Genomic DNA, 24,560 nt, shown 5'->3' with positions numbered 1-24,560 from the left:
CCTTGAGTTTTTTTTTGTGTATTAGCCAACCATTTGCCAAAAGAAATCAATGATATAGGTCAATCCATAAGTGTAAACAACCAGGGTAAAGGGCTTGGTTAAGATGATAATGGTCATGTAACGTTTGAAGCTCATCTTGGTCAGGGCAGCCAACATACAGAGAAAATCAGCTGGACTAACTGGCCAAATCATCATAAAGATAAAGAAACGATCAAAGCGATTGCCTTCATCCAGCCAACCGATATACTTGTCATAGGTACGCTTGCTGACCATGGACTGGACAAAGGGTGCTCCGTAAAGACGTACTAGGTAAAAGATAATCGCACAACCAATGACAATGCCGATATAGTTGTAAATCGTCCCAATGATGTGACCGTAGATAAAGATACCTGCAACGGATGTCAGGGCACCTGGAATGATAGGAACAACCGTCTGTAAAATCTGTAAAAAGATAAAGAGTGGTGGCCCCCAGACACCGGCCTGTTGGATAAAGGCAGATAGGGTTTCCTTGGAGTGCAAGACTCCAGCCTGATAGGCCCAGATACAGAAAATCAAAGTACCAACTCCACCGATGATGGAAGAAATATTGATTGCTTGCTGTAGAAGGGGAGAAACAGCTTTCATTTCTTTCTCGTGTGACATGTAAACTCCTCTTGTGTAGTATGATTCTACTATACCATATTTTAGGGAGAAAGACTACATGGGATACTTTGTGTGACTTTGCCTCAAGTATGGTAAAATGGGAATAAGAAAATGACAGCTTAGAATGAGGAAAATCATGTTAGGATTGAAGTTTAATGGCACTTGGCGCAACTACCAAAAACAGGTCTTGGACAATTTCCAAGAATACCAAGCAGATGGTCATGTCCACTTGGTGGCAGCGCCAGGTTCAGGGAAAACAACCATAGGAATCGAGTTGATTGCCCGCTTTGATAAGCCTGCTCTCGTTTTGGTACCGACAGTGACCATCCGGGAACAATGGGTGGATAGAATTCGCCAGGCCTTTTTAGAGGATGAGAACCAGGTCACAAGTCTCGTGTCTCAAAATCTCAAGGACATGAAGCAAATCACCATCGCCACCTACCAAGCCTTTCACAGTGCTATGCAACAGGTGCAATCTCAAGAAGATAACGGCGAGGTTGAGGACTTTGTAGGCTTTGACCTGCTTGCCAGACTCAAGGAAAGGGGTGTCGAAACCCTCTGTCTGGACGAATGCCATCACTTGAGAAATGAATGGTGGAAAAGCTTAGAAGACTTCCGTAAAAACTACCAACAACTGCAAGTCATCTCTCTAACAGCAACACCGCCTTATGACAGTGAACCAGAACTCTGGGATCGCTATCTCCAGATGTGTGGCGAAATCGACCAAGAAATCACGGTGCCAGAACTGGTCAAGGAAGACACCCTTTGCCCTCATCAGGACTTTGTCTATATCTGTTTTCCGACTAAGGAAGAGGACAAGCACTTGGAAGAGTTTGAAGACACCAAGTGGCAGTATGTCAGCCAACTAGTGGTTGATCCTGATTTTCAAGAGTTGATTAAGAGTTCCAAGGTCCTCAAAGGGGAAATATCTGCGGATATGCTCCTTGAAGATCCCAAGTATCTCTCAGCGCTACTCATTTATCTACAGGCTCAAAAGCTAGAAATTCCTAAGCACTTACGAGATTTATTAGGTGCCGAAGGCTTGCCTGCACTTAATTACTACTGGCTGGAAGTTCTCTTGCAAGGCCTTCTCTATCAGACACCTGATTGGTATGAGGATCCACAGGAAACAAAGAAAAAGATAGAAGCAGAACTGAAATCAAGAGGATTGATTGAAAAACGTCAGGTCTTCTTGGTCAAATCCAAGGCTAATGACCAAATCCTCAACCAATCTCTAGGAAAACTGGCTGGTATTGCTTCAATCTTTGAAACCGAGTATGCCAGTCTAGGTCAGGACTTGAGACAGTTAGTCTTGGCGGACTATATCCGCAAGGATTTTGCCAGTTATCTGGGAGATGACCAAGCACCAATCACCCAATTAGGTGTCCTCCCATATTTTGAAACCATTCGTCGCAGTGCGCAAAAACAAGGTTTTTCTGTCCCTATAGCAGTCCTTTCAGGTAGTGTCGTGATCATACCGGCTAGTGTCAAGGCAGAACTCGAAGCTCTCATCCCAAATACCAACTTGACCTTCTCAGCCATCGGAAAACTTGACAAAGGCGCCTATCTACAAGTAGGATTTCCATCTAGCTTTAAGGGAATGGTCGCAGCAGTGACCGAGCTCTTCCAACGTGGTTCTATCCAGGTCCTGGTCGGAACCAAGTCTCTCTTGGGAGAAGGATGGGATGCGCCTTGTGTCAACTCTCTCATCCTAGGAAGTTTTGTCGGAAGCTTTATGCTCAGCAATCAGATGCGAGGCCGTGCTATCCGTATCTGGCCAGGACATCCAGATAAGACCAGCAATATCTGGCACCTAGTAGCCATCAAACCATATAAAACCCCCGCCTTTTCAAATGGAAATCAAGAAGAACAAGACCTCAATCCTTATCAGGACCTACAAACCCTTGCCCGTCGTATGGACCATTTCCTTGGCTTGTCCTATAAAGAAGATACCATCGAAACAGGTCTGGATCGCTTGGACTTTCCTGAGTTCCCATTTAAGAAAAAGAAACTCGAAGACTATAACGAGAAGATTATGGAACTATCCAAGGATCGTGCCTCCCTTCGTAAAAAATGGCAGGAATCTCTCATCGTTGCTGATAAGATTGAGATTGTCAATGAAGTAGCGACCGATAGTAAACGAATTCCTCTGCTTGCCCTAGCGGATGCTGAAAAATGGCTTCGTTATGTTCTGATGGTATCTGCCATTAGCTTCCTAGCCTATGTCTTTAGACTAACCTTTTTTGCCTTGCCATGGTTGACAGCACTTTGTGTTATCGTCCTAGCTATCACAGCCTTTCGCTATTACAGTTACAAGAGTCCCTATAAACGCTTGCGCCAGATTGGAGAAGCTATTCGTAAGGTCATGGTGACTGCAGGGCATTTGTCTGATGACCAGTCGCGCGTGCAGGTCGATGAGGACAAGGACAGCTTTAACGTCTTTGCCTATTTAAAAGGTGGAAGTATGCGAGACAAGGAACTCTTTTCCAAGGTCTTAGGAGAATTCTTTGCGCCAGTGGACAATCAACGCTACCTCTTAGTCGCTCAAAAAGCTCCAGCAGGTCAGTCCAAGTATTTCGTTGTGCCTAGCCTCTTTGAAAAACGCAAGGAAGATGCCCAGCTCTTCCTAGATGCCGTTGCACCACACATTGGCAACTACCAACTCGTCTACACCCGCAACGAAGCAGGCCGAAAAATCCTACTCGAAGCCAGACTCAAATCCCTAGCCAACAAAAACGACCGCATCATCACCAAGAAAAAAGTTAAAAGTGCTTTGAAATAGAAGGAAGTGAGCGTTTTCTTCTAGGAATATGATATAATAATAGGGAGAATTTTGTCCCTGAAGGAGAAATATAAATGCACGTAAAACCAGAACTGGAAATAGAAAAACAACTGATTAACCAGCTGGTAACTGGTGAAAGCCAATGGACTTATAGAGAAGACCTAAAAACAGAAGAACAACTATGGGACAATTTCTTTGAGAAACTAGCCCAAAACAACGTTGCTCTGCTAGCAGACCATCCCTTAACTGAGCAGGAAAAACGCCAGATTCAGAACCAACTCAACTTTGTTAGCTACTATGACGCTGCCAAGTGGTTGGTCGGAGAAAATGGCATTGCCAAAGTCGAGGTACAAAGAGAAGATGCAAGTCTAGGCACCATCCGTTTGTCAGTCATCTGGCGTGACAATATCGCAGCAGGAAAGTCTAGCTACGAAGTTGTCAATCAAGTCCAACGAGAAAAAGTAAATCCTCTGGACCAAGACCGTAGACTGGATGTTACCCTCCTCATCAATGGCTTACCCATGATTCAAATCGAGCTCAAGAGCTCCCAAGCGGCATTTATCGATGCCTTTCATCAGATAAAAAAATATGACCGTGAAGGGAAATTCCGTGGAATCTACTCTAGCTTGCAGATGTTTGTTGTGACCAACAAGGTCGATACTCGCTATATCGCAGCAGCTCGTGAAAATAAACTCAACAAGCAATTTCTAACCAAGTGGGTGGATAAGGACAATCATCCTGTGACAAACCTGACTAGCTTTGCCCACGAAGTCCTTTCTATCCCTCGTGCGCATCAGATGGTCATGCAGTATTCGGTCATTGATGATAGCAAGAAATCTCTCATCCTCTTGCGCCCCTATCAGATCCATGCCATCGAAGCAGTGCAAGAAGCCTCTCGCCAGCAAGCATCAGGCTATGTCTGGCATACAACAGGTTCAGGGAAAACCTTGACTTCTTATAAGGTAGCGAGGAATCTCCTTCAGATTCCATCTATTCAAAAGACGATTTTTGTCGTTGACCGTAGGGACTTGGACCAACAGACCACATCATCCTTCCTCTCGTATGCGACCAATGATGTCATTGATATCGATGAGACGGACAATACACATGATTTGGTTAAGCGCTTAGGCAGTAACGATAAGCGTGTGGTGGTGACAACCATCCAGAAAATCACCACCATGATGCGCAAGTTTGACCAAGGTCTTTACCAACGAGATGCGGACAAAATCAAGGGACTCCGAGTGGCCTTTGTCGTGGATGAATGCCACCGTGCCGTGACTCCACAAACACAAAAAGATATTAAGGCCTTTTTCCCACAGTCCCTCTGGTATGGATTTACAGGGACACCTATCTTTAAGGAAAATAAACGCCAGCAAGTCGGAGACCTAGCCCAAACCACCCAACAACAGTATGGTGACCGTCTCCATGAGTATACGGTCAAGGAGGCCATCCATGATGGAGCTGTTTTAGGCTTTAAGGTGGATTATCGCAATACTCTCATCACAGATCAGAATGAAAATGAAATACCAGATACCGTCTACGAGAATGAGGAGCACATGCTGGAAGTCTTGGATGCCATTATCAATAAATCGCGCCAACAACTTGGCTTCCAAAAAGGTGTGGGCAATACCTACAATGCAATTCTAACCGTCAAGTCCATCCCTCAAGCCCAAGCCTACTATGACCTTCTTAAAAGAGTCAAGGCTGGTCAGACACGTGTCGAGGTATCTGAGAGAGTCAAGATGGTCCTTCCAGACTTTCCGAAATTTACCATCACCTACTCTGTCACTGAAAATGAAGAAGACTCAAGAGCCAACCAAGACCACATGAAACAGGTCTTAGCGGACTATAACCAAGAGTTTGATACTCACTTTACTATGGCGGATCTTCGTGGCTTTAATACCGATGTCAATAACCGCCTTGCCCGTAAGCAAGACAAGTATCTCTATCGCAATGAGCAGTTGGACTTGGTTATCGTGGTCAATCGTCTCTTAACTGGATTTGATGCCCCTTGTTTATCGACCCTCTTTATCGATCGTAAACCAATGCAACCGCAGGACTTGATCCAAGCTTTTAGTCGAACTAATCGCATCTTTGATTTTAGTAAGACCTATGGGCATATCATCACTTTCCAAAAGCCTATAGCCTTTAAGGAAGCAGTGGATAATGCCCTCAAGCTCTACTCAAATGGTGGAGAAAATGATGTCCTAGCACCTAGCTGGGAGGAAGAAAAGAGAAACTTTTTGAGAAGTTGTAGTGACTTCCAAAATCTCATTACTGATGATCCCGTCGAAGGACTCCAACTGGAACAAATCTCTACACCTCAGTTGAGGAAAATCGCCAAGGCCTATCAAGGGTTTGATAAGTACCTAGCTTCTATCCGAGTATACAAGGAGTATGATGAAGCTGAGATTTACCAAGAAACAGGTTTAAATGATGAATTGCTCGAAGCCTATCTAGGTCTCTACAAAAACATCCTTGCTGAACTCAAAGCTCGTGATGGAGAAGGGACTAGCGGTGACGATGATGGACCTTTTGATATCCACTACGAACTAGAGTCTATCCAAGTCGATGAGATTAACTACGCCTATATCCTGACCTTGATTCAAAGCCTGATCGAGCAAGAGCAGAGTCCGGAAAAGAGTCTCAGCGCACAAGACAGAGAAGCAGTGGATACTTATATCCAGAGTCTGGAGAAGACCAATCCAAATCTTGCGCAGATCATCTCAGAACTTTGGCAAGAAGTACAGGCAAATCCTGACCGCTACAGAGGTCAATCCATCGCCAATATCCTTGACCAGATGATTGAAGCAGTCATCCAGCAACATATCCAAGACTTTAGTAAGACCTGGTATGTGGGTGAAGATGAACTCCGCTACTATGTCAATCACTACCGCAAGGGTGCTAAAAAACAACTAGGAGAAAGCCAACTGACCAAGAGTCAGCGCTACAAGGACTATAAAGTTGAGGTGACAGATGCCCTCAACCCACTCCTCTATAAAAAACAAATCAAAGAAGCCTATACCCAACTGATAGAAGAAGTGATTGAGCCACTCAGAGTGGGGAGATAGGAGAAGGGAAGTAAAATACATTTGATAAAAAAATCATTTAAATTATCGTACAAGTATTTTTTTAGTTTTTTATCCTTGTTATCATTATTGGCGACTTTTATAAATATCAGTGATATTTATGAAAGTAATAATCTAATAAGCCATATAATTAAAGTTATAAAAACTTTAATTATATTATATGCCTTAAGCTTCGTTTGTGCATTTTTATATTGCTATTTCAAAAGGAGAGTAATATATTTTAAATATAATAGGTTTGTAGTTTCAGGAACATATGGAAATATACTAGATTACATTGGCGCTAGTAGAGTTAATTTAATAGTTCCTGTAAATAGTTGTTTTGATACCGAAATAGATGATTCAGTTATTTCTGCCAATTCACTTCATGGGCAAGTTATTAATTTTTTATACGATAATAATTTAGTATCACAGTTGGATCTCGATAAGAAGATTAAGCGTAGTTTGAAAGAACAGAGTATATCATCAGTAAATATTAGTAATGATGTAAAACAAGGTGGAAAATCAGTAGGAAATTATAAAAGGTACCCTATCGGAAGTACTGCTTTTGTGGATATTGGTAACGTTAGATATCATTTTATAGCATTATCTATTATAGAAAATAATAAGAATGCTAAAACTAGTGATCAAGACTATCTTATAGTTTTGAATGCAATAGTTGATAATTGTTTTAGGAATTCTAATGGTAATCCAATATATCTACCCTTGATTGGTTCTGGTTTGTCAAAACTAAATTATAATCATCAGCAACAATTAGAATTTATGGTTAAATACTTCATGCTACGTAAAACAAAATTAACATCTGATGTCGAAATCGTAATCCGAAAGGAAGATGGAGATACAATTTCTATATTATAATTTAGGTGAGAGATGAGTACGAATAAGGTAAAAGATCCGATTATAGTTTTTATTAGTTCTAAATGCGATGGGAAGTATAGAAAGATGCGTAAAAGACTCTCTAAACTCATTAATGATTCGCCTTTAATGAATTCAATTTGTTATGAAGAAGAGGGAAGTCGCAGTGTTAAATCGGAGGAATTTTATGTAAATCATGTAAAGTCTTGTGATGTATGCTTGATTATCATTGATAATGAAGATGGAATCAGTCCTTCGGTTTTGAAGGAAATTGACACTGCAAAGAAGCATAATAAAAAATGTTTATATTTCTTTTGTACTGAAAATTCTAGTGAAAAGACTCAATTACAGGAAGATCTTTATGCCAAAGTAAAATTTTCAGAAATACCCGTGTTTGATCAGATCCCTGAAAAAGTAATTGAATCAATTGTTGGAGATATTATTTTTTATTATCGTAATAAAAATAGTGATACTGTTGATTACAAAATTTCTGACATCAATACAGATAAGTATTCTTCAACAATTCTTGATATTTCAAAAGAATCAAAAGTTTTATGTGAATATCTTTTCAAAGTGTTTCAGTTGAACTTATCACAAGATGAAAATAAAATATCAAACATTGAGCAGGAGATAATAAAGTTTTTCCAATTTGTTTTTAATAAACATAAATTCTTAGAAATTAATTTTGATATTCTAGAGGAGTATTTTGTTTCAAAAACTGAAGAGGAATTAAAAGAAATCCTAACTCAAAGATTCAATGCTTTAAAACTATATTTTAGGGGTGATCTAAATGGTGCAATATCCATTCTATCTGATAGTTTAGTGAAAGCAACTGACGATGTAAATATTCCAAAATGGATAGTTAACAATATAGCAATAGATTTAAGAAATGTTCAAAATGAGAAAGGGAATTATGAAAATAGATGGCCAATTTTAAATACAGGTCAGGAATATATAAATAAATCAAAAGAGCCTCTTTACTTTCCATTGTTAGATAGAAGAGAGAAAATGTTTTTTGAGCAAATAGACAAATTTCAAGCAGATAATTTATATTCAGAATCTGTAAAGAGTTATAATCTATGTAATATTGGACTATTTCAATGGATATCGGAATCATTTGTATTATCATTAGGTTATGCCTCTATTACTCATATACAACATGCAAAAAATTTGATGAAAGTGCTATTAAGAACACTTGCCGAAATGTATGATGGTTATGAATTTAAAAAAGAATTATTTGTCTTAGCAGTAACTTCTTCGGACAAAGAACTAGCGAATTTCTTGCTTAAATCTAAACAGATAATAGGAACCATTAGTTCAGAAGAGATTGAGTATACTATAGGATTGATTCGTAATATTGATTTTTTTAATAATCGTTTGCGTTCTCAATGTTACTTGTTACATCATTTTTCAGATTATATAAATGATTCTATAATTGTTTCGTTTCTTATGGAATTTAAAGGAGAGGTCATAAAATGGTTGAATCAAGATAATCGCGAGTTGAATTTGGAAAAGCCAATTTTTGATGCTTTAAAAAAAGTAATAACACGTTTTAATTATGAAGATACTATTGTAATCTTAAACATAATTTTTGAAAAAAAACTAATTCGGTTTTATGATAGCGCATTTTCTCTATTATGTAGAATGGACTATCGTTGGCTAACAAACCAAACTCAGAAAAAAGTTGGAAATTATTTTATATTTCAAAATAATGAATATCAATTAGATGCATATGGAAGTTATAGTAATGCTTTGATAAATTATATAAGAAATTCTTCTATTGATAATACCAATTTATTAAGATATATTGAAGAGAATAATTCTGTATTAATGCAGAAAATCAATCTTGAATTGGAACACAATACTGTTCCTGAAAAATATATTGATAAATATATTGAGGATATAATCAGTTATAATAGAACTCAAGGAGAAAATGGGATATTTACGTTTTCGTCAGTAAATAATTTCCAAACAATATTTAATATTATTAAGATAGATAATGTAAAATTATCTGAAGAAATTTTTAATAGACTTATTGACGTTTGTAAGCAGACTATTATTTCAGATAATCAAATATTAAGTGATAAATATTCTTCATTTAACCTTTTATTTCAAATCTATTTTTCTCAGACTCATCACTATAATTGGGAAAAACTAGCAGATGTATTTCAATCAAGTAAAAATACATTACTAGTACATAGTGATTTAATTGACGAAAATCCAATTATTTTATCTATTCAACTGAATGTAATGAAAAGTATTTTTGATGGTAATTATAATCTTGTTATTAACGATATACTCAAACTATCTGTTGAAAATATATTTGAAATTAAGAGAGTAATATCATTTTTGCAAACAATCTTCGAGTTTGATAAATTCTCTCCAAATGGTGAATTTATTATGTTTTGTACTTATTTTTGTTTAAACATGACCAAACATTATTCTAGAAATATTAAGATGAATGCAACAGATTTGTTGATTAAACTAACTAAATATGAAATAGTTAATCAGATTATATTAAATCAACTATCGAATATGATGGATAATTCTAACTCTGATATAAAGCTAGTTATTGTAAAAAATATAGATAAAATTAGTTCAAATGGTGATTACAAAGAATATATTATAGAGAAGGCAAGATTAGATAATCACTATTTAGTAATTAAGTATGCAAATGAATATAGAATGGAAAATTCTAATGAATAATTTTAAAATTCCCAAAATTAGATTTATGAATTTTAATGACAAGTGGAACTATAAAACACTTGATGAAATATCAAATTCTATCGAATATGGTTTAAATGCTTCTGCAAAGGATTTTGATGGTATTCATCTATATCTTAGGATTACAGATATAGATGATTCTTCTAGATTATTTTTAACTGATAAACTTAGTTCTCCAGATGTCAATTTTACTGAAGAGGACTATGAAAACTATAAATTGCAGAAGAATGACCTCCTATTCGCACGTACTGGTGCAAGTGTTGGCAAAACATATCTTTATAGAGAATCAGATGGTGAAGTCTATTATGCTGGATTCTTAATTAGGGCAAGATTACATGATTCATATGATGGGAATTTTGTTTTTCAACAGACGCTTACCGATAAGTATAAGCGATTTATTGAAATCACTTCTCAACGGTCAGGTCAACCTGGGGTTAATGGGAAAGAATATGGAGAGTGGAAGATTGGCATGACATCCTATGATGAACAATCCGCCATAGGTTCCCTTTTCCATACTCTCGATGACCTTCTGGCGAGCTACAAAGACAATCTAGCCAACTATCAATCTCTTAAGGCGATTATGCTCTCCAAGATGTTTCCCAAAGCAGGACAGACAGTTCCTGAGATTCGTTTGGATGGATTTGAAGGTGAGTGGGAGAATATAAGATTAGGTGACTGTGCAATAATTAAAGGAAGATTAGGTTGGAAAAGTCTAAAACAAGAAGAATATACTGAAGTTGGACCAAGTATGATTGCTGGTAAACATATAAAAAATGGAGTAATTGATTGGGGAGAAGTCGACCATATACCACAGTGGAGATATGATGAATCTCCAGATATTATGTTAGAGAACGGAGATATCATTTTTTCAAAAGATGGATCTCTTGGAAATCCTGCTTTGGTTTCGAATTTGAAAGGGAAAGCGACTATTAATTCAACAATGATGTTAGTACGGTTGTCTAAGAAAGTCTCTTCTCATTTTTTCTATCAGGTTTTGACAAGTTCTGTATTTCAAAAATTAATTTATCTAAAGGTATCGGGTAGTAGTATCCCTCATCTATTCCAAGCAGATATGCAAGATTTTAGGTTTTTTGCTCCTTGTTTAGAAGAACAACAAGCCATCGGAGCCTATTTTTCAAACCTAGATAATCTCATCAACTCTCACCAAGAAAAAATTTCTCAGCTAGAAACACTGAAGAAGAAACTATTGCAGGATATGTTTATATAAAAGGAGTGCAGTAAAATGTCAAAAGTAAAATCAGAAACGCTAAAGAAAGAACAAAAACCTGTAGTAGCAATTTGCTATGATTTTGATAAAACCCTGTCTCCTGATGATATGCAAGCCCAAGGATTTATACAGAAGCTTGGGTATGAAATCAGTGAATTTTGGAAGAAATCCAATGGTTTTGCCAAGGCTAATAATATGGACAAGAACCTTGCCTATATGTTTACGATGAAAACAGAATCTGAAGGGAAAGTCCTATTTACAAAAACAGAGTTAGCCAAGTTTGGTTCAGTGGTTGAACTTTTTCCAGGAGTCGAAAGCTGGTTTGAACGCATTCGAAAGTACGGTGAAGAAAACGGAGTTATTGTTGAGCACTATATTATTTCATCTGGTTTGAAAGAAATGATAGAGGGGACTTCAATAGCTAAAAATGGTGCTTTTAAGAAAATTTATGCGACTTCCTTTTATTGTGATGAAAAGGGTGTCGCGGTCTGGCCTGCTCAAGTTGTTAACTACACCAACAAGACTCAATTTCTTTTTAGAATTACCAAAGGTATTTTAGATGTCAATGACGATGCAGTGAACGATTTTGTTGCTGAAAGTGATTTACGAGTTCCTTTTAGAAATATGGTCTATTTAGGGGATAGTGATACAGATATTCCATGTATGAAGCTAGTCAAAACAAGAGGTGGCTACTCTATCGGTGTATTCAATCCAAAAACCAATGACAGAAAGAAAGTTCACAAAATGACTCAGGATAATCGTATTGATTATTTTGTTCCAGCTGACTACTCAGAAAATACAGAACTTGATAATCTAATCAAAACGATTATTAAAAAGACAGCTTATAATGAACTATTAGAAAACAAGAAAAATGCTAATAAACTTGAAGCACACTCAAGAAAGCGAAAAAGAAATCCAAAACTAAGGTAATTGTTTCAAAAGGCTCTGATTTCCTTTCTATCGAAAATCTGGATTTTATAACCCTCGAAAAACATCGTTTATCAACTTCCTATTTCTGATATTCCTTTGGACTTGATTCAAACGGTAGAAAGAGAAGTGATTGGTTATAAATGATTGCTTGTTTAAAAATAATTGCAAAAATTAGAAAGAAACATTATGGAAACAACACAAACTTCCCAGTCGCTCTACCAAGCTCTGTGGAACTCAGCGGATGTTCTCCGCTCTAAGATGGATGCCAACGACTACAAGTCCTATCTTTTGGGCATGGTCTTTTATAAGTATCTGTCAGACAAGATGCTCTTTTTCGTGGCGGAGACCATGGAAGAGGGGACAGATAGTCTTGAGGATGCCCTTGAGGTCTATCGCAACTACTACGAGGATGCGGATACCCATGAGGATCTAGTCTCTGTCATGAATGATGAGCTCAACTATATCATCAAGCCCGACCTGACCTTTACGGCTCTGGTAGCGCGTGTCAATGAAGGGACTTTCCAGTTGGAAGACTTGGCTCAAGGTTTTCGTGATATCGAGCAGAGTGACGACCTCTATGAAAATCTCTTTGAAGATATCGACCTCTACTCTAAAAAGCTAGGGGCTACTCCGCAAAAGCAAAACCAAACGGTAGCAGCGGTCATGAAAGAGTTGGCTGTGCTAGATGTGGCTGGTCATGCTGGTGATATGCTTGGGGATGCCTATGAGTATCTGATCGGTCAATTTGCGACCGACTCAGGTAAGAAAGCTGGTGAGTTTTATACACCTCAGCCTGTTGCCAAACTCATGACTCAGATTGCCTTTTTGGGTCGTGAAGATCAGCAAGGTTTTACCCTCTATGATGCGACTATGGGTTCTGGCTCTCTCTTGCTCAATGCCAAGAAATACTCTCACAAACCGCAGACGGTGGTCTACTTTGGTCAGGAACTCAATACCTCGACCTATAACCTAGCTCGGATGAACATGATTCTACACGGTGTTCCAGTTGAGAATCAATTTCTCCACAATGCTGATACACTAGACGAAGACTGGCCGACACAAGAACCGACCAACTTTGATGGGGTTCTCATGAACCCTCCATACTCTGCCAAGTGGTCAGCAAGCTCTGGCTTCCTGAATGATCCTCGTTTCTCTCCTTTTGGGAAACTGGCGCCTCAGTCCAAGGCTGACTTTGCCTTTCTATTGCATGGATATTACCACCTCAAGCAGGATAATGGGGTCATGGCTATCGTCCTTCCCCATGGTGTTCTCTTCCGTGGTAATGCGGAAGGAACCATTCGTAAGGCCTTATTAGAAGAAGGGGCCATTGATACGGTTATCGGTCTACCTGCCAATATCTTCTTTAATACCAGCATTCCGACCACGGTCATCATTCTCAAGAAGAACCGTACCAATCGTGATGTTTACTTTATCGATGCTTCTAAGGAGTTTGATAAGGGTAAAAACCAGAATATCATGACGGATGCTCATATCGAGAAGATTCTGGAAGCCTACAAGTCTCGTGAGGAGATGGATAAGTTTGCTCATCTTGCAAGCTATGAAGAAATCGTCGAAAATGACTACAATCTCAATATCCCTCGTTATGTAGACACCTTTGAGGAAGAAGAAGTCGAGCCACTGACAGAAATCGTCAGCAAGATTAATGAGACTAATAAAGCGATCGAAAGCCAAACAGCTTCTCTACTTGAAATGCTCGGTCAACTCCACGGAACCACACCAGAAGCTGATGCCGAGCTCAAAGAGTTTTTGAAAAACTTTAAAGGGTGATGGAGCCAATTGATTCGCTCATTTTATAGATATAACTTTGTTTCCGTATTTCCTGGGAACTAGTAGAAAGTTAGGAGAAATATGGAAACTAACAACCAACGTGCCCTTTGTCAGCAACTCTGGGCGGAAAATAAATACCTTGTTTTGAGCCATTCTAGTAATATTTACAAGGACATTCGCCAGTATCTCAAGCAAGAAGTGGTGGAGGTGAGTCAGGTTCAAGAGATGATTGACCATGCCTGCAAGATTCCAGAACACAGGGGTCAAGTTTGCAACGCCTTTCAGCATATTTGGGGCTATTTTAAAAAGCAAGCCAGCCTTGACGAACGCAAAGACTATATGCTCTTGCTGGATCGCTACCGCTTTGGTCAAGCTTCCAAGCAAGACTTGATTGCTAAGACGAGAGATTTGCTTGAGCGTTACCCAAATAGCTATCTGCAACATTCTAGCTTGCTGAAAGGAGACTCCCATGAGACTTTGGCATGAGACTTTGATTTCACAACTTCCCCGTCCTCAGCTTTTGGGGCAACATCGGGAGTGTTGCGCCCTTCGTGGCAATGGCTGGGGCAGAAAGCATGCGACAGTGGACTATGTCTTTACCCACTCGCCCTATCGTCTCTATGCCTATCATTGCTTGATCATGGATGAGATGACTAGCCGTGGCTACAAGATAAGTCCGGAGTGGCTGGACAAGAACTACCGTGGCAAGACCTGCCCTCCTTATCAAGACTTAGCAGAGGAAAAGCTGAAAAGTCCTATCTATAGTGAGCATGACCATGCCTACTATGAGGAGTGTCTGGCTAATCTTCGTGACAAGGGGATAGAGCTGGAGTAAGAGTCAGGATGTTCTCCAATATATAACTCTTTTCGTAATTTTTCGAATAATAAAAATGAGACCTTTAGAATTTTCTAAGGTCTTCTTTTTATAAATATTTGGATTTACTTTTAATAACTTTTAAGTTATAATTTTAAAAAAGCCAAGCGTGAACTGAAGGACTTAAAAGAAAGAGGGTTAAGTGATGAAAAATAGAGCCATTGGAAGTAACTGGAAGGATGTCCGGTCTCAACTCTTCACCAAGGAGGAAATCCTTGAAAGTGATATGCGAGTGGCTATCATGAGTGAACTGATTGAAGCTAGACGTGCGCAAGGAATTAGTCAGAAAAAGCTAGAAGAACTCAGTGGAGTGAGTCAGCCTGTCATAGCCAGGATGGAAACAGGGAAGACGAGTCCACAGTTAGATACCGTCTTAAAAGTTTTAGCCAGTTTAGGCAAGACACTAGAGGTTGTACCGCTTGAACAGGAAAATAGTTGAGAATCAGTGCCTATAGTCTTTTCTAATAACAAGCCATAGGTAGCTTTCGATTTGTTGATATTTTGTTCTGAACGTAGATATTTAAAAAGTCAGTGAACCGTTATCTATCAAAGGATTTGGGGAATCTTCTCCAAATCTTTTTTTGTCTTTTGAATCGAGATATAGTTTCAAACTATATCAAAGCCTAATTTTTTACAATTATACAGACAGTTTCTTTTCTGTTAAGATAGTTTCAACAACAATTTTTGGAGGACAAAACATGTCAACTACTATTATCGGATTCCCACGTTTGGGTGAATTCCGCGAATTAAAATTTACAACTGAAAAATACTTTAGAAAAGAAATCTCAGAAGAAGAACTCTTGGCTGCGGCTAAAGAATTGCGTGCAAAACACTGGAATATCGTCAAAGAAAAAGGCATCACTGAAATCCCATCAAATGACTTTTCTCACTACGACAACTTCCTTGATGCTGCCTTCCTTTTCAACGTAGTTCCTGCTTCAGTACAAAACTTGGACTTGTCTGACCTTGAACGCTACTTTGCTTTGGGACGTGGTTACCAAGGAGAAAAAGGGGATGTTCGTGCCCTTCCGATGAAGAAATGGTTCAACACAAACTACCACTACATCGTTCCAAAATTTGAAAAAGACACTAAAGTAAAATTGGCTGGTCACAAGATTTTCGATGAGTTCCAAGAAGCTAAAGAATTGGGTCTTAACACTCGTCCTGTCCTTGTAGGTCCATTCACTTTCCTTCAATTGTCAGACTTTGAAGAAGGTGTGAAAGCAGAAGATTTCGTGGATAGCTTAGTAGCTGCTTACCAAGATGTTTTTGCGAAATTGGCTGAACTTGGTGCAACTCGTATCCAACTCGACGAAGCTGCTCTTGTCAAAGACTTGACAGAAGAAGAAAAAGCCCTATTCTTGAACATCTACAACAAACTCTTGACTGATAAAAAAGGTCTTGAAGTCTTGCTTCAAACTTACTTTGGAGACGTTCGTGACGTTTACGCTGACCTTGTGAAATTGCCAGTAGATGCGATCGGTCTTGACTTCGTTGAAGGTAAGAAAACTCTTGAACTCGTTAAAGGCGGATTCCCAGCTGACAAGACTCTTTATGCGGGTATTGTCAATGGTAAGAACATCTGGCGCAACAACTACGAAAAGAGCTTGGCTATTCTTGAGCAAATCCCAGCTGAAAACATCGTTTTGACAAGCTCATGTTCACTTCTTCACGTGCCTTTTACAACAGCAAATGAAGACTTTGAACCAGCTATCTTGAACCACTTTGCTTTTGCAGTAGAAAAATTGGATGAAATCCGTGACTTGGATGCTATCCGCAACGGTCAAGGTGCAGAAGCTCTTGCAACTAACAAAGAACTCTTTGCGACTGAGCGAGTTGGTGAAAATGCTGAACTTCGTTCTCGTATCGCTGGATTGACAGACGCAGACTACACTCGTTTACCAGCCTTTGCTGAGCGTGAAGCTATCCAAGAAGATGCTTTCAAACTTCCAGCTCTTCCAACAACAACTATCGGTTCATTCCCTCAAACTAAGGAAGTTCGTGCTAAACGTTTGGCCTTCCGTAAGGGTGAGTTGTCAGCAGAAGACTATGACAAGTTCTTGGCAGAGCAAATCGACGAATGGATTAAATGGCAAGAAGAAGTTGGATTTGACGTGCTTGTACACGGTGAATTCGAGCGTAATGACATGGTTGAGTACTTCGGTCAAAACTTGTCAGGTTACCTCTTCTCTAAGAACGGTTGGGTACAATCATACGGTATGCGTGGGGTGAAACCACCAATCATCTGGGGCGATGTTACTCGTCTCAACCCAATCACTGTTAAATGGTCTAGCTACGCACAAAGCCGTACAGACAAACCTGTTAAAGGTATGTTGACTGGACCTGTTACAATCCTTAACTGGTCATTCCCACGTGAAGACCTCTCTATCAAGGATTCGACTCTTCAAATCGCTCTTGCAATCAAGGATGAAGTTCTTGACCTTGAAGCTGCAGGCGTGAAAATCATCCAAATCGACGAGGCTGCTCTTCGTGAGAAATTGCCACTCCGTCGTAGCGACTGGTACGAAGACTACCTTGATTGGGCTATTCCAGCCTTCCGCTTGGTACACTCAACAGTAGCGCCAGATACTCAAATCCACACTCACATGTGTTACTCAGAATTTACAGATATCATCAAAGCTATCGACAACATGGATGCGGATGTTATCTCATTTGAAGCTAGCCGTTCAAACCTTGAAATCTTGGATGAACTCAAAGCTCAAAACTTCCAGACAGAAGTGGGTCCTGGAGTTTACGATATCCACTCTCCTCGTGTGCCTAATGAAGGCGAAATCGACCACACAATCGAAGCCATCCTTGCAAAAGTTCCAAGCAAGAAAGTATGGATCAACCCTGACTGTGGTTTGAAAACACGTGGTATCCCAGAAACTAAAGAAAGCTTGATCCGTCTTGTAGAAGCTGCGAAAGCTGCGCGTGAGAAATTGTAAGAAAAGACAATTCTCCCTACACGGTTAATCAGTAAGAAATCAACTAGAAAAGGTTCATACATATGTCACGTCAAACACCGTCCCTCTCATTTGAAGTTTTCCCTCCAAACCCAGAAGTAGGCAATGATAAAATTATTTCTGCACTCCAAAATATGCAGGATTTAGCACCACACTTTATCAGTGTGACTGCAAGTAATAATAAATTTAATATCAAAGAGACGACGGTTCGTTTGGCTGACTATATTCAAAATGACTTGAATATTAAGACCATTGCTCACTTGCCAGCTATCTACTTGACTAAGGATAAGGTGGCTGAGACCATTGCAGATTTGGATAAGGTTGGAGTACAGAAGATTTTGGCTCTTCGTGGAGATATCATTCCAGGTGTTGAGCCACAGAAGGATTTCCGTTATGCGACAGACTTGATTGAGTTCATCAAGGAGCAGGCACCACACTTTGATATCATTGGTGCTTGTTATCCTGAAGGGCACCCAGATTCGCCAAACCAAATCTCAGATATCCAAAATCTCAAGAAAAAAGTGGATGCAGGATGCTCTAGTTTAGTAACGCAACTTTTCTTTGACAATGAGCGTTTCTACGATTTCCAAGACAAATGTACCTTGGCTGGGATTGATGTTCCTATTCATGCAGGGATCATGCCAATTCTTAACCGTAACCAAGCGCTTCGTCTTTTGAAGACTTGTGAGAATATCCATCTTCCGCGGAAGTTTAAGGCTATCTTGGACAAGTATGAGAATGACCCTGAGTCACTCAGAGCAGCAGGACTTGCCTATGCCGTAGACCAAATCGTGGACTTGGTAACGCAAGACGTAGCTGGTGTGCATCTCTACACTATGAACAATGCAGAAACGGCTCAGTATATCCATCAAGCAACTCATGCCTTGTTCAACCATCAGCCTGTAAAATAAAACAAGCAGACCATTCTTTTCTGGTGAGAAGAATGGTTCTTTTTTTGTAGAAAAGCCCGCACTTTTTAAGAAAAATATGATAAAATAGACTCTGTACGTACTTGATACAAAGATGAGGGTATAAACGATATTTAAGCAGTCTTAATCTTATGTCAAAGAGATGTAAGTTAAAGAATCAGATCTAAAATAATTTCGGAGTTGAACATGGGCTAAATCCCTAGTGAAAAAGATAGATTTCCTGGTGTGCGTGGCACACTGCGTCAATCTCCTATTTTCATACGGGATTCTTCACGCCCTTTGTATCCTGATTTTTGTAGGCAAGGCGTATAATTTTATCAATCCAAAGGGGATTAAAATGACAAAACAAGTGTTTCAAACGACTTTTGCGGGTCGTGAGTTAATCGTAGAGACTGGTCAGGTTGCTAAGCAAGCAAATGGCGCTGTTGTCGTTCGTTACGGTGAGTCAACTGTCTTGACTGCTGCCGTTATGTCTAAGAAGATGGCAACTGGTGATTTCTTCCCACTTCAAGTCAACTACGAAGAAAAAATGTATGCGGCTGGGAAATTTCCTGGTGGCTTTATGAAACGTGAAGGACGTCCTTCAACTGATGCGACCTTGACAGCACGTTTGATTGACCGTCCCATCCGTCCTATGTTTGCGGAAGGTTTCCGTAACGAAGTGCAGGTCATCAATACAGTCCTTTCTTATGATGAAAATGCATCTGCACCAATGGCAGCTATGTTTGGTTCATCATTGGCACTTTCTATCTCAGATATTCCATTTGACGGACCAATCGCTGGGGTACAAGTAGGCTATGTTGATGGCCAAATCATCATCAACCCAACGCAAGAACAAGCAGAGCAATCGCTTCTTGAATTGACAGTAGCTGGTACTAAGCATGCTATCAACATGGTAGAGTCTGGTGCCAAAGAATTGTCAGAAGAAATCATGTTGGAAGCTCTTCTCAAAGGACACGAAGCCGTTAAAGAATTGATTGCCTTCCAAGAAGAAATCGTTGTGGCAGTTGGTAAAGAAAAAGCAGAAGTAGAATTGCTTCATGTGGATGCTGAATTGCAAGCTGAAATTATCGCAGCCTACAACAGCGACCTTCAAAAAGCTGTTCAAGTTGAAGAAAAATTGGCGCGTGAAGCTGCAACTCAAGCAGTCAAAGACCAAGTTACAGCAGTTTACGAAGAAAAATATGCAGACCACGAAGAATTTGACCGTATCATGCGTGATGTGGCTGAAATCTTGGAACAAATGGAACACGCAGAAGTGCGCCGTTTGATCACAGAAGACAAGGTTCGTCCTGACGGTCGTAAGGTCGATGAAATCCGTCCTTTGGATGCGGTTGTTGACTTCCTTCCTCGCGTACACGGTTCAGGTCTCTTTACGCGTGGACAAACTCAGGCTCTTTCTATCTTGACTTTAGCGCCAATGGGTGAAACGCAAATCATCGATGGCTTGGATCCAGAGTACAAGAAACGCTTTATGCACCACTACAACTTCCCACAATATTCCGTTGGTGAAACTGGACGTTACGGTGCGCCTGGTCGTCGTGAAATTGGTCACGGTGCCCTTGGTGAGCGTGCTCTTGCGCAAGTATTGCCAAGCTTGGAAGAATTCCCATATGCGATTCGTTTGGTAGCAGAAGTCTTGGAATCAAACGGTTCTTCATCTCAAGCATCTATCTGTGCGGGAACACTTGCCCTTATGGCTGGTGGTGTGCCAATCAAGGCACCAGTGGCTGGTATTGCAATGGGTCTCATCTCAGATGGAAACAACTACACCGTATTGACCGATATCCAAGGTTTGGAAGACCACTTTGGAGATATGGACTTTAAGGTTGCAGGAACGCGTGACGGTATTACAGCCCTTCAAATGGATATCAAGATCCAAGGAATCACTGCAGAAATCTTGACTGAGGCTCTTGCTCAAGCCAAGAAAGCTCGTTTTGAAATCCTTGACGTGATTGAAGCAACGATTCCAGAAGTTCGTCCAGAATTGGCTCCAACTGCACCGAAAATTGATACTATTAAGATTGATGTGGACAAGATTAAGATTGTCATCGGTAAGGGTGGAGAAACCATTGATAAGATCATCGCTGAAACAGGCGTTAAGATTGATATCGACGAAGAAGGTAACGTATCTATCTACTCTAGCGATCAAGCTGCTATTAACCGTACCAAAGAAATCATTGCTGGTTTGGTTCGTGAAGCGAAGGTGGATGAAGTTTACCATGCCAAAGTGGTTCGTATCGAGAAATTCGGTGCCTTTGTCAACCTCTTTGACAAGACAGATGCCCTCGTACACATCTCTGAAATGGCTTGGACACGTACCAATAATGTAGAAGATTTAGTTCAAATTGGTGATTTTGTGGATGTTAAGATTATCAAGATCGATGAAAAAGGTCGTGTAGATGCTTCTATGAAGGCACTCTTGCCACGTCCACCAAAACCTGAACGTTCAGAAGAAAAAGGGGATAAAGGTCATCGTCATGGCGATCGTCCTCGTCACCACCACAAGGATCACAAACCTAAGAAAGAAACTACAGAAACACCAAAAGACTCAGAATAAGAAAGGAGAAATGTATGGGATGGTGGCGTGAAACCATTGATATCGTAAAAGAAAATGATCCAGCGGCTCGCACCACTTTGGAGGTTCTTTTGACCTATCCTGGTGTGAAAGCCTTGGCTGCCCACCGTCTCTCTCATTTTCTCTGGAAACATGGCTTTAAGCTTTTAGCTCGTATGCACAGCCAGTTTTGGCGTTTTTGGACGCAGATAGAGATTCACCCTGGAGCTCAGATCGAATCAGGTGTCTTTATTGACCATGGAGCAGGACTTGTGATTGGGGAGACATCTATCGTTGAAAAAGGTGTTCTCCTTTATCATGGGGTAACCCTTGGTGGGACAGGTAAGGATAGTGGCAAACGCCATCCGACCGTTCGAAAGGGAGCTCTCATATCGGCTCATGCCCAAGTTATCGGACCCGTTGAAATCGGTGAAAATGCCAAGGTCGGTGCTGCAGCGGTCGTTGTGGCAGATGTACCTAGCGATGTGACGGTTGTCGGTATTCCTGCCAAGATTGTTCGAGTACATGGACAAAAGGATGAACCCACCATTCATGAAGTCGAAGAAAAACGTGAATACTACGTCAATAAACTTGAGCAGGCAAGAGATGCTAGTCACAGGTCGTCTGGGCTGTAAGGAGAAGTGATTCGTTAATTAGGAGGTTAGGTCGATGCTATTAGAAGAATTTGAAAATGTACCTGCTGTTATCGAGCCAACTGATCGAAGCCTCCTTAGTGGTGGAGAAGTTTGTGATACCATTATCTTGTCTTTTAATGGAGAAATCCTTGAACGAGTAAAGCAGATAGATGGTGTCTACGAAGGTGGCTATCTTACCAATCTAAATGGCAAACTGCCATGGTATATCTATGAAAAAGATGGGAGTAAGGTAGCAGTTTCTATGGCTACTATTGGAGCTCCAATGGTTGTTGGACTCTTAGAAGAACTAAAAGCAAGAGGATTTAAGAACTTTATTGTTTTGGGATCTTGCGGAGTTCTAGACCGGTCTATTCAAGCAGATAAGATTATCCTACCAAGTTCGGCTTTACGTGATGAAGGTACTAGTTATCACTATGCTCCAGCAAGTGATGAAATAGCCTATGAGCGATCTCTACTCTTAACTATGGAAAACGCCTTGGATAAAGCTGGTGTTGAGCATATTCGAACAAAGTCTTGGACCACAGATGCCTTCTATCGTGAGACAGCTGCTAAGGTCAAACGAAGACTTGAAGCAGGAGCTAGAGTTGTAGATATGGAAGCTTCGGCTATCATGGCCTGGGCCCAATATCGACAAGCCAAGGTCTATCAATTTTTCTATACAGCTGACTATGTCGACCATCATAATCATGAGTGGGATGCCAGACGCGAAGAAAGAAAAGCAGATGCTATGACTTTCTTTGAGATAGCCTTAGTAATTGCCAGAGAGCTGGATTGAAACTACTCTTTACGATAAACAAGAAAGAGAAAGGAGTCAGTGAGTGATTAAAATCTATGACACTATGTCTCGTGATTTGCGAGAATTTGTCCCAATCGAGGACGGCAAGGTTAAGATGTATGTCTGTGGGCCAACTGTATACAATTATATCCACGTTGGGAATGCCCGTTCGACAGTAGCCTTCGATACCATTCGTCGCTACTTTGAGTATCGTGGCTATGAGGTTGCCTATATTTCTAACTTTACGGATGTGGATGATAAGATTATCAATCGTGCTAAGGAAGAAGGCATCACACCTCAGGAAGTAGCGGACAAGTATATCGCGGCTTTTCGTGAAGACGTGACGGCTCTTGGAGTGAAGCCTGCAACTCGCCATCCACGTGTTGTAGAGTTTATGTCTGATATCATCCGCTTTGTGGAAGATTTGATCGAAAAAGGCTTTGCCTATGAGAGTCAAGGGGATGTCTATTTCCGTGTAGAAAAATCCCACAACTATGCTAAGTTGGCCAATAAAACCTTGGAAGACTTGGAGTTAGGAGCTTCAGGTCGCACAGATGAAGAAACGGCTCGCAAGGAAAATCCAGTCGACTTTGCCCTCTGGAAAGCTGCTAAACCAGGTGAGATTTCTTGGGATAGCCCATGGGGATCAGGTCGCCCAGGCTGGCACATCGAGTGTTCAGTCATGTCAACTGAGATTTTAGGAGATACCATCGATATTCACGGTGGTGGTGCTGACCTTGAGTTTCCACACCACACCAACGAAATTGCCCAGTCAGAAGCCAAGACAGGTAAGACCTTCGCCAATTACTGGATGCACAATGGTTTTGTCAATATCGACAATGTCAAGATGTCTAAGTCTTTGGGGAACTTCATTACAGTACACGATGCCCTCGAAACGATCGATGGGCAAGTACTACGTTTCTTCTTTGCGACTCAACACTACCGCAAACCTATCAACTTTACAGAAAAAGCAGTGCGTGATGCCGAGACCAATCTCAAGTATCTAAAAAACACCTATGAACAACCATTTACTGGGACTGTAGATGCGGGGGAGTTGCAAGCTTTTAAAGATAAGTTTGTAGCAGCAATGGATGAGGATTTCAATACAGCTAATGGAATCACAGTTGTCTTTGAAATGGCCAAATGGATCAACTCAGGTAACTATGATGCAAGTGTTAAGGAAACTCTTGCAGCCATGTTGGAAGTCTTTGGAGTTGTCTTTGTTGAGGAAGTTTTGGATGAAGAGATTGAAGCTTTGATTCAAAAACGCCAAGAAGCGCGTGCCAATCGTGACTTTGCGACAGCAGACCAAATCCGTGACCAACTAGCAGCACAAGGGATTAAGTTGCTTGATACAAAGGATGGAGTGAGGTGGACTCGTGATTGATGTCAATCTCATTAACGGGATTGCTCTAGCCTTTGAAGGTGATGCGGTTTATTCTATGTATATCCGTCGCCATCTCATCCTCAAAGGCATGACCAAACCCAATAAACTCCACCAAGAGGCAACCAAGTATGTGTCGGCCAGGGCTCAGGCTCGCTTGATTTCCCTCATGTTGGAAGAAGAAGTCCTAACGGAAAAAGAGGAAGAAATCTACAAACGGGGTCGCAATACCAATAGTCATACCAAGGCAAAAAATGCGGATGTGGTGACCTATCGCATGTCTACGGGATTTGAAGCGGTCATGGGTTATCTTCATATGACCGAAAATGTGGAGCGCCTAGAAACCTTGATTTCTTGGTGTATTCAAAAAGTGGAGGGCTAGGA

General features: G+C 40.4%; 17 protein-coding genes and 1 pseudogene. 17 read left to right on the top strand and 1 reads right to left on the bottom strand.

Going from position 1 to position 24,560, the window contains the following annotated elements; translation table 11 throughout:
• Positions 1–21: 21 nt before the first annotated feature.
• Positions 22–642 carry a TVP38/TMEM64 family protein gene (locus tag GOM46_RS06175; protein ID WP_006149926.1) on the bottom strand — a complete coding sequence of 207 codons (621 nt, stop codon included), beginning with the start codon at positions 640–642 and terminating at the stop codon, positions 22–24.
• A 136-nt stretch (positions 643–778) separates the two neighbouring features.
• Here GOM46_RS06175 and GOM46_RS06170 point away from each other — a divergent pair, with 136 nt between their 5' ends.
• From GOM46_RS06170 to GOM46_RS06090, 17 genes and pseudogenes are all read left to right on the top strand, one after another.
• On the top strand, positions 779–3,424 hold the full coding sequence (locus GOM46_RS06170) for a DEAD/DEAH box helicase family protein (RefSeq protein ID WP_235083348.1): 2,646 nt from the start codon (positions 779–781) through the stop codon (positions 3,422–3,424).
• A 74-nt stretch (positions 3,425–3,498) separates the two neighbouring features.
• Positions 3,499–6,495 (top strand): type I restriction endonuclease subunit R, encoded by a 2,997-nt coding sequence (locus tag GOM46_RS06165; protein ID WP_235083347.1) that lies wholly within the window; start codon positions 3,499–3,501, stop codon positions 6,493–6,495.
• An 87-nt stretch (positions 6,496–6,582) separates the two neighbouring features.
• A complete protein-coding gene (locus tag GOM46_RS06160) occupies positions 6,583–7,368 on the top strand; it encodes a macro domain-containing protein (protein WP_235083346.1) in 786 nt (261 codons plus the stop codon).
• A 12-nt stretch (positions 7,369–7,380) separates the two neighbouring features.
• Positions 7,381–10,071 carry a DUF4062 domain-containing protein gene (locus tag GOM46_RS06155; protein WP_235083345.1) on the top strand — a complete coding sequence of 897 codons (2,691 nt, stop codon included), beginning with the start codon at positions 7,381–7,383 and terminating at the stop codon, positions 10,069–10,071.
• Complete coding sequence (locus GOM46_RS06150; RefSeq protein ID WP_235083344.1) at positions 10,064–11,317, top strand: restriction endonuclease subunit S; 1,254 nt, start codon at positions 10,064–10,066, stop codon at positions 11,315–11,317. The genes GOM46_RS06155 and GOM46_RS06150 overlap by 8 nt, the downstream gene beginning before the upstream one ends.
• A 15-nt stretch (positions 11,318–11,332) precedes the next feature.
• A pseudogene (locus GOM46_RS06145) lies at positions 11,333–12,229 on the top strand (HAD family hydrolase); the annotation flags it as partial.
• A gap of 204 nt (positions 12,230–12,433) precedes the next feature.
• On the top strand, positions 12,434–14,035 hold the full coding sequence (locus GOM46_RS06140; protein WP_235083343.1) for a type I restriction-modification system subunit M: 1,602 nt from the start codon (positions 12,434–12,436) through the stop codon (positions 14,033–14,035).
• A gap of 81 nt (positions 14,036–14,116) precedes the next feature.
• Complete coding sequence (locus GOM46_RS06135; RefSeq protein ID WP_235083342.1) at positions 14,117–14,521, top strand: YbgA family protein; 405 nt, start codon at positions 14,117–14,119, stop codon at positions 14,519–14,521.
• Positions 14,505–14,870, top strand: coding sequence for a TIGR02328 family protein (locus tag GOM46_RS06130; protein WP_235083341.1), 366 nt, complete (start codon positions 14,505–14,507; stop codon positions 14,868–14,870). Before GOM46_RS06135 ends, GOM46_RS06130 begins: the two co-directional genes overlap by 17 nt.
• Before the next feature lie 184 nt (positions 14,871–15,054).
• Entirely contained in the window at positions 15,055–15,348 is a 294-nt protein-coding gene (locus GOM46_RS06125) for a helix-turn-helix domain-containing protein (RefSeq protein WP_235083340.1), read from the top strand.
• 259 nt (positions 15,349–15,607) lie between these two features.
• Positions 15,608–17,857: a 5-methyltetrahydropteroyltriglutamate--homocysteine S-methyltransferase gene (metE, locus tag GOM46_RS06120; RefSeq protein WP_235083339.1), complete on the top strand. Its 2,250-nt coding sequence runs from the start codon at positions 15,608–15,610 to the stop codon at positions 17,855–17,857.
• Positions 17,858–17,919: 62 nt separating this feature from the next.
• The gene (gene metF, locus GOM46_RS06115; RefSeq protein ID WP_235083338.1) at positions 17,920–18,786 is read left to right on the top strand and encodes a methylenetetrahydrofolate reductase [NAD(P)H]; all 867 of its coding nucleotides are present in this window, start codon (positions 17,920–17,922) and stop codon (positions 18,784–18,786) included.
• Between the two features lie 355 nt (positions 18,787–19,141).
• Positions 19,142–21,364 (top strand): polyribonucleotide nucleotidyltransferase, encoded by a 2,223-nt coding sequence (pnp, locus tag GOM46_RS06110; RefSeq protein ID WP_235083337.1) that lies wholly within the window; start codon positions 19,142–19,144, stop codon positions 21,362–21,364.
• Between the two features lie 14 nt (positions 21,365–21,378).
• Entirely contained in the window at positions 21,379–21,996 is a 618-nt protein-coding gene (gene cysE, locus GOM46_RS06105) for a serine O-acetyltransferase (protein ID WP_235083336.1), read from the top strand.
• Between the two features lie 34 nt (positions 21,997–22,030).
• Positions 22,031–22,792, top strand: a complete 762-nt coding sequence (locus GOM46_RS06100) for a nucleoside phosphorylase (RefSeq protein WP_235083335.1) — start codon at positions 22,031–22,033, stop codon at positions 22,790–22,792.
• Positions 22,793–22,835: 43 nt separating this feature from the next.
• Complete coding sequence (gene cysS / locus GOM46_RS06095) at positions 22,836–24,179, top strand: cysteine--tRNA ligase (RefSeq protein ID WP_235083334.1); 1,344 nt, start codon at positions 22,836–22,838, stop codon at positions 24,177–24,179.
• On the top strand, positions 24,172–24,558 hold the full coding sequence (locus tag GOM46_RS06090; protein ID WP_006148900.1) for a Mini-ribonuclease 3: 387 nt from the start codon (positions 24,172–24,174) through the stop codon (positions 24,556–24,558). The genes cysS and GOM46_RS06090 overlap by 8 nt, the downstream gene beginning before the upstream one ends.
• Positions 24,559–24,560 lie beyond the last annotated feature (2 nt).

This window comes from Streptococcus infantis (genome assembly GCF_021497965.1).
In the GTDB taxonomy this organism is placed as follows: domain Bacteria; phylum Bacillota; class Bacilli; order Lactobacillales; family Streptococcaceae; genus Streptococcus; species Streptococcus infantis_B.
Note: the sequence above shows the minus strand (reverse complement) of the source record. Positions and strands in the feature narration are given on the sequence as shown.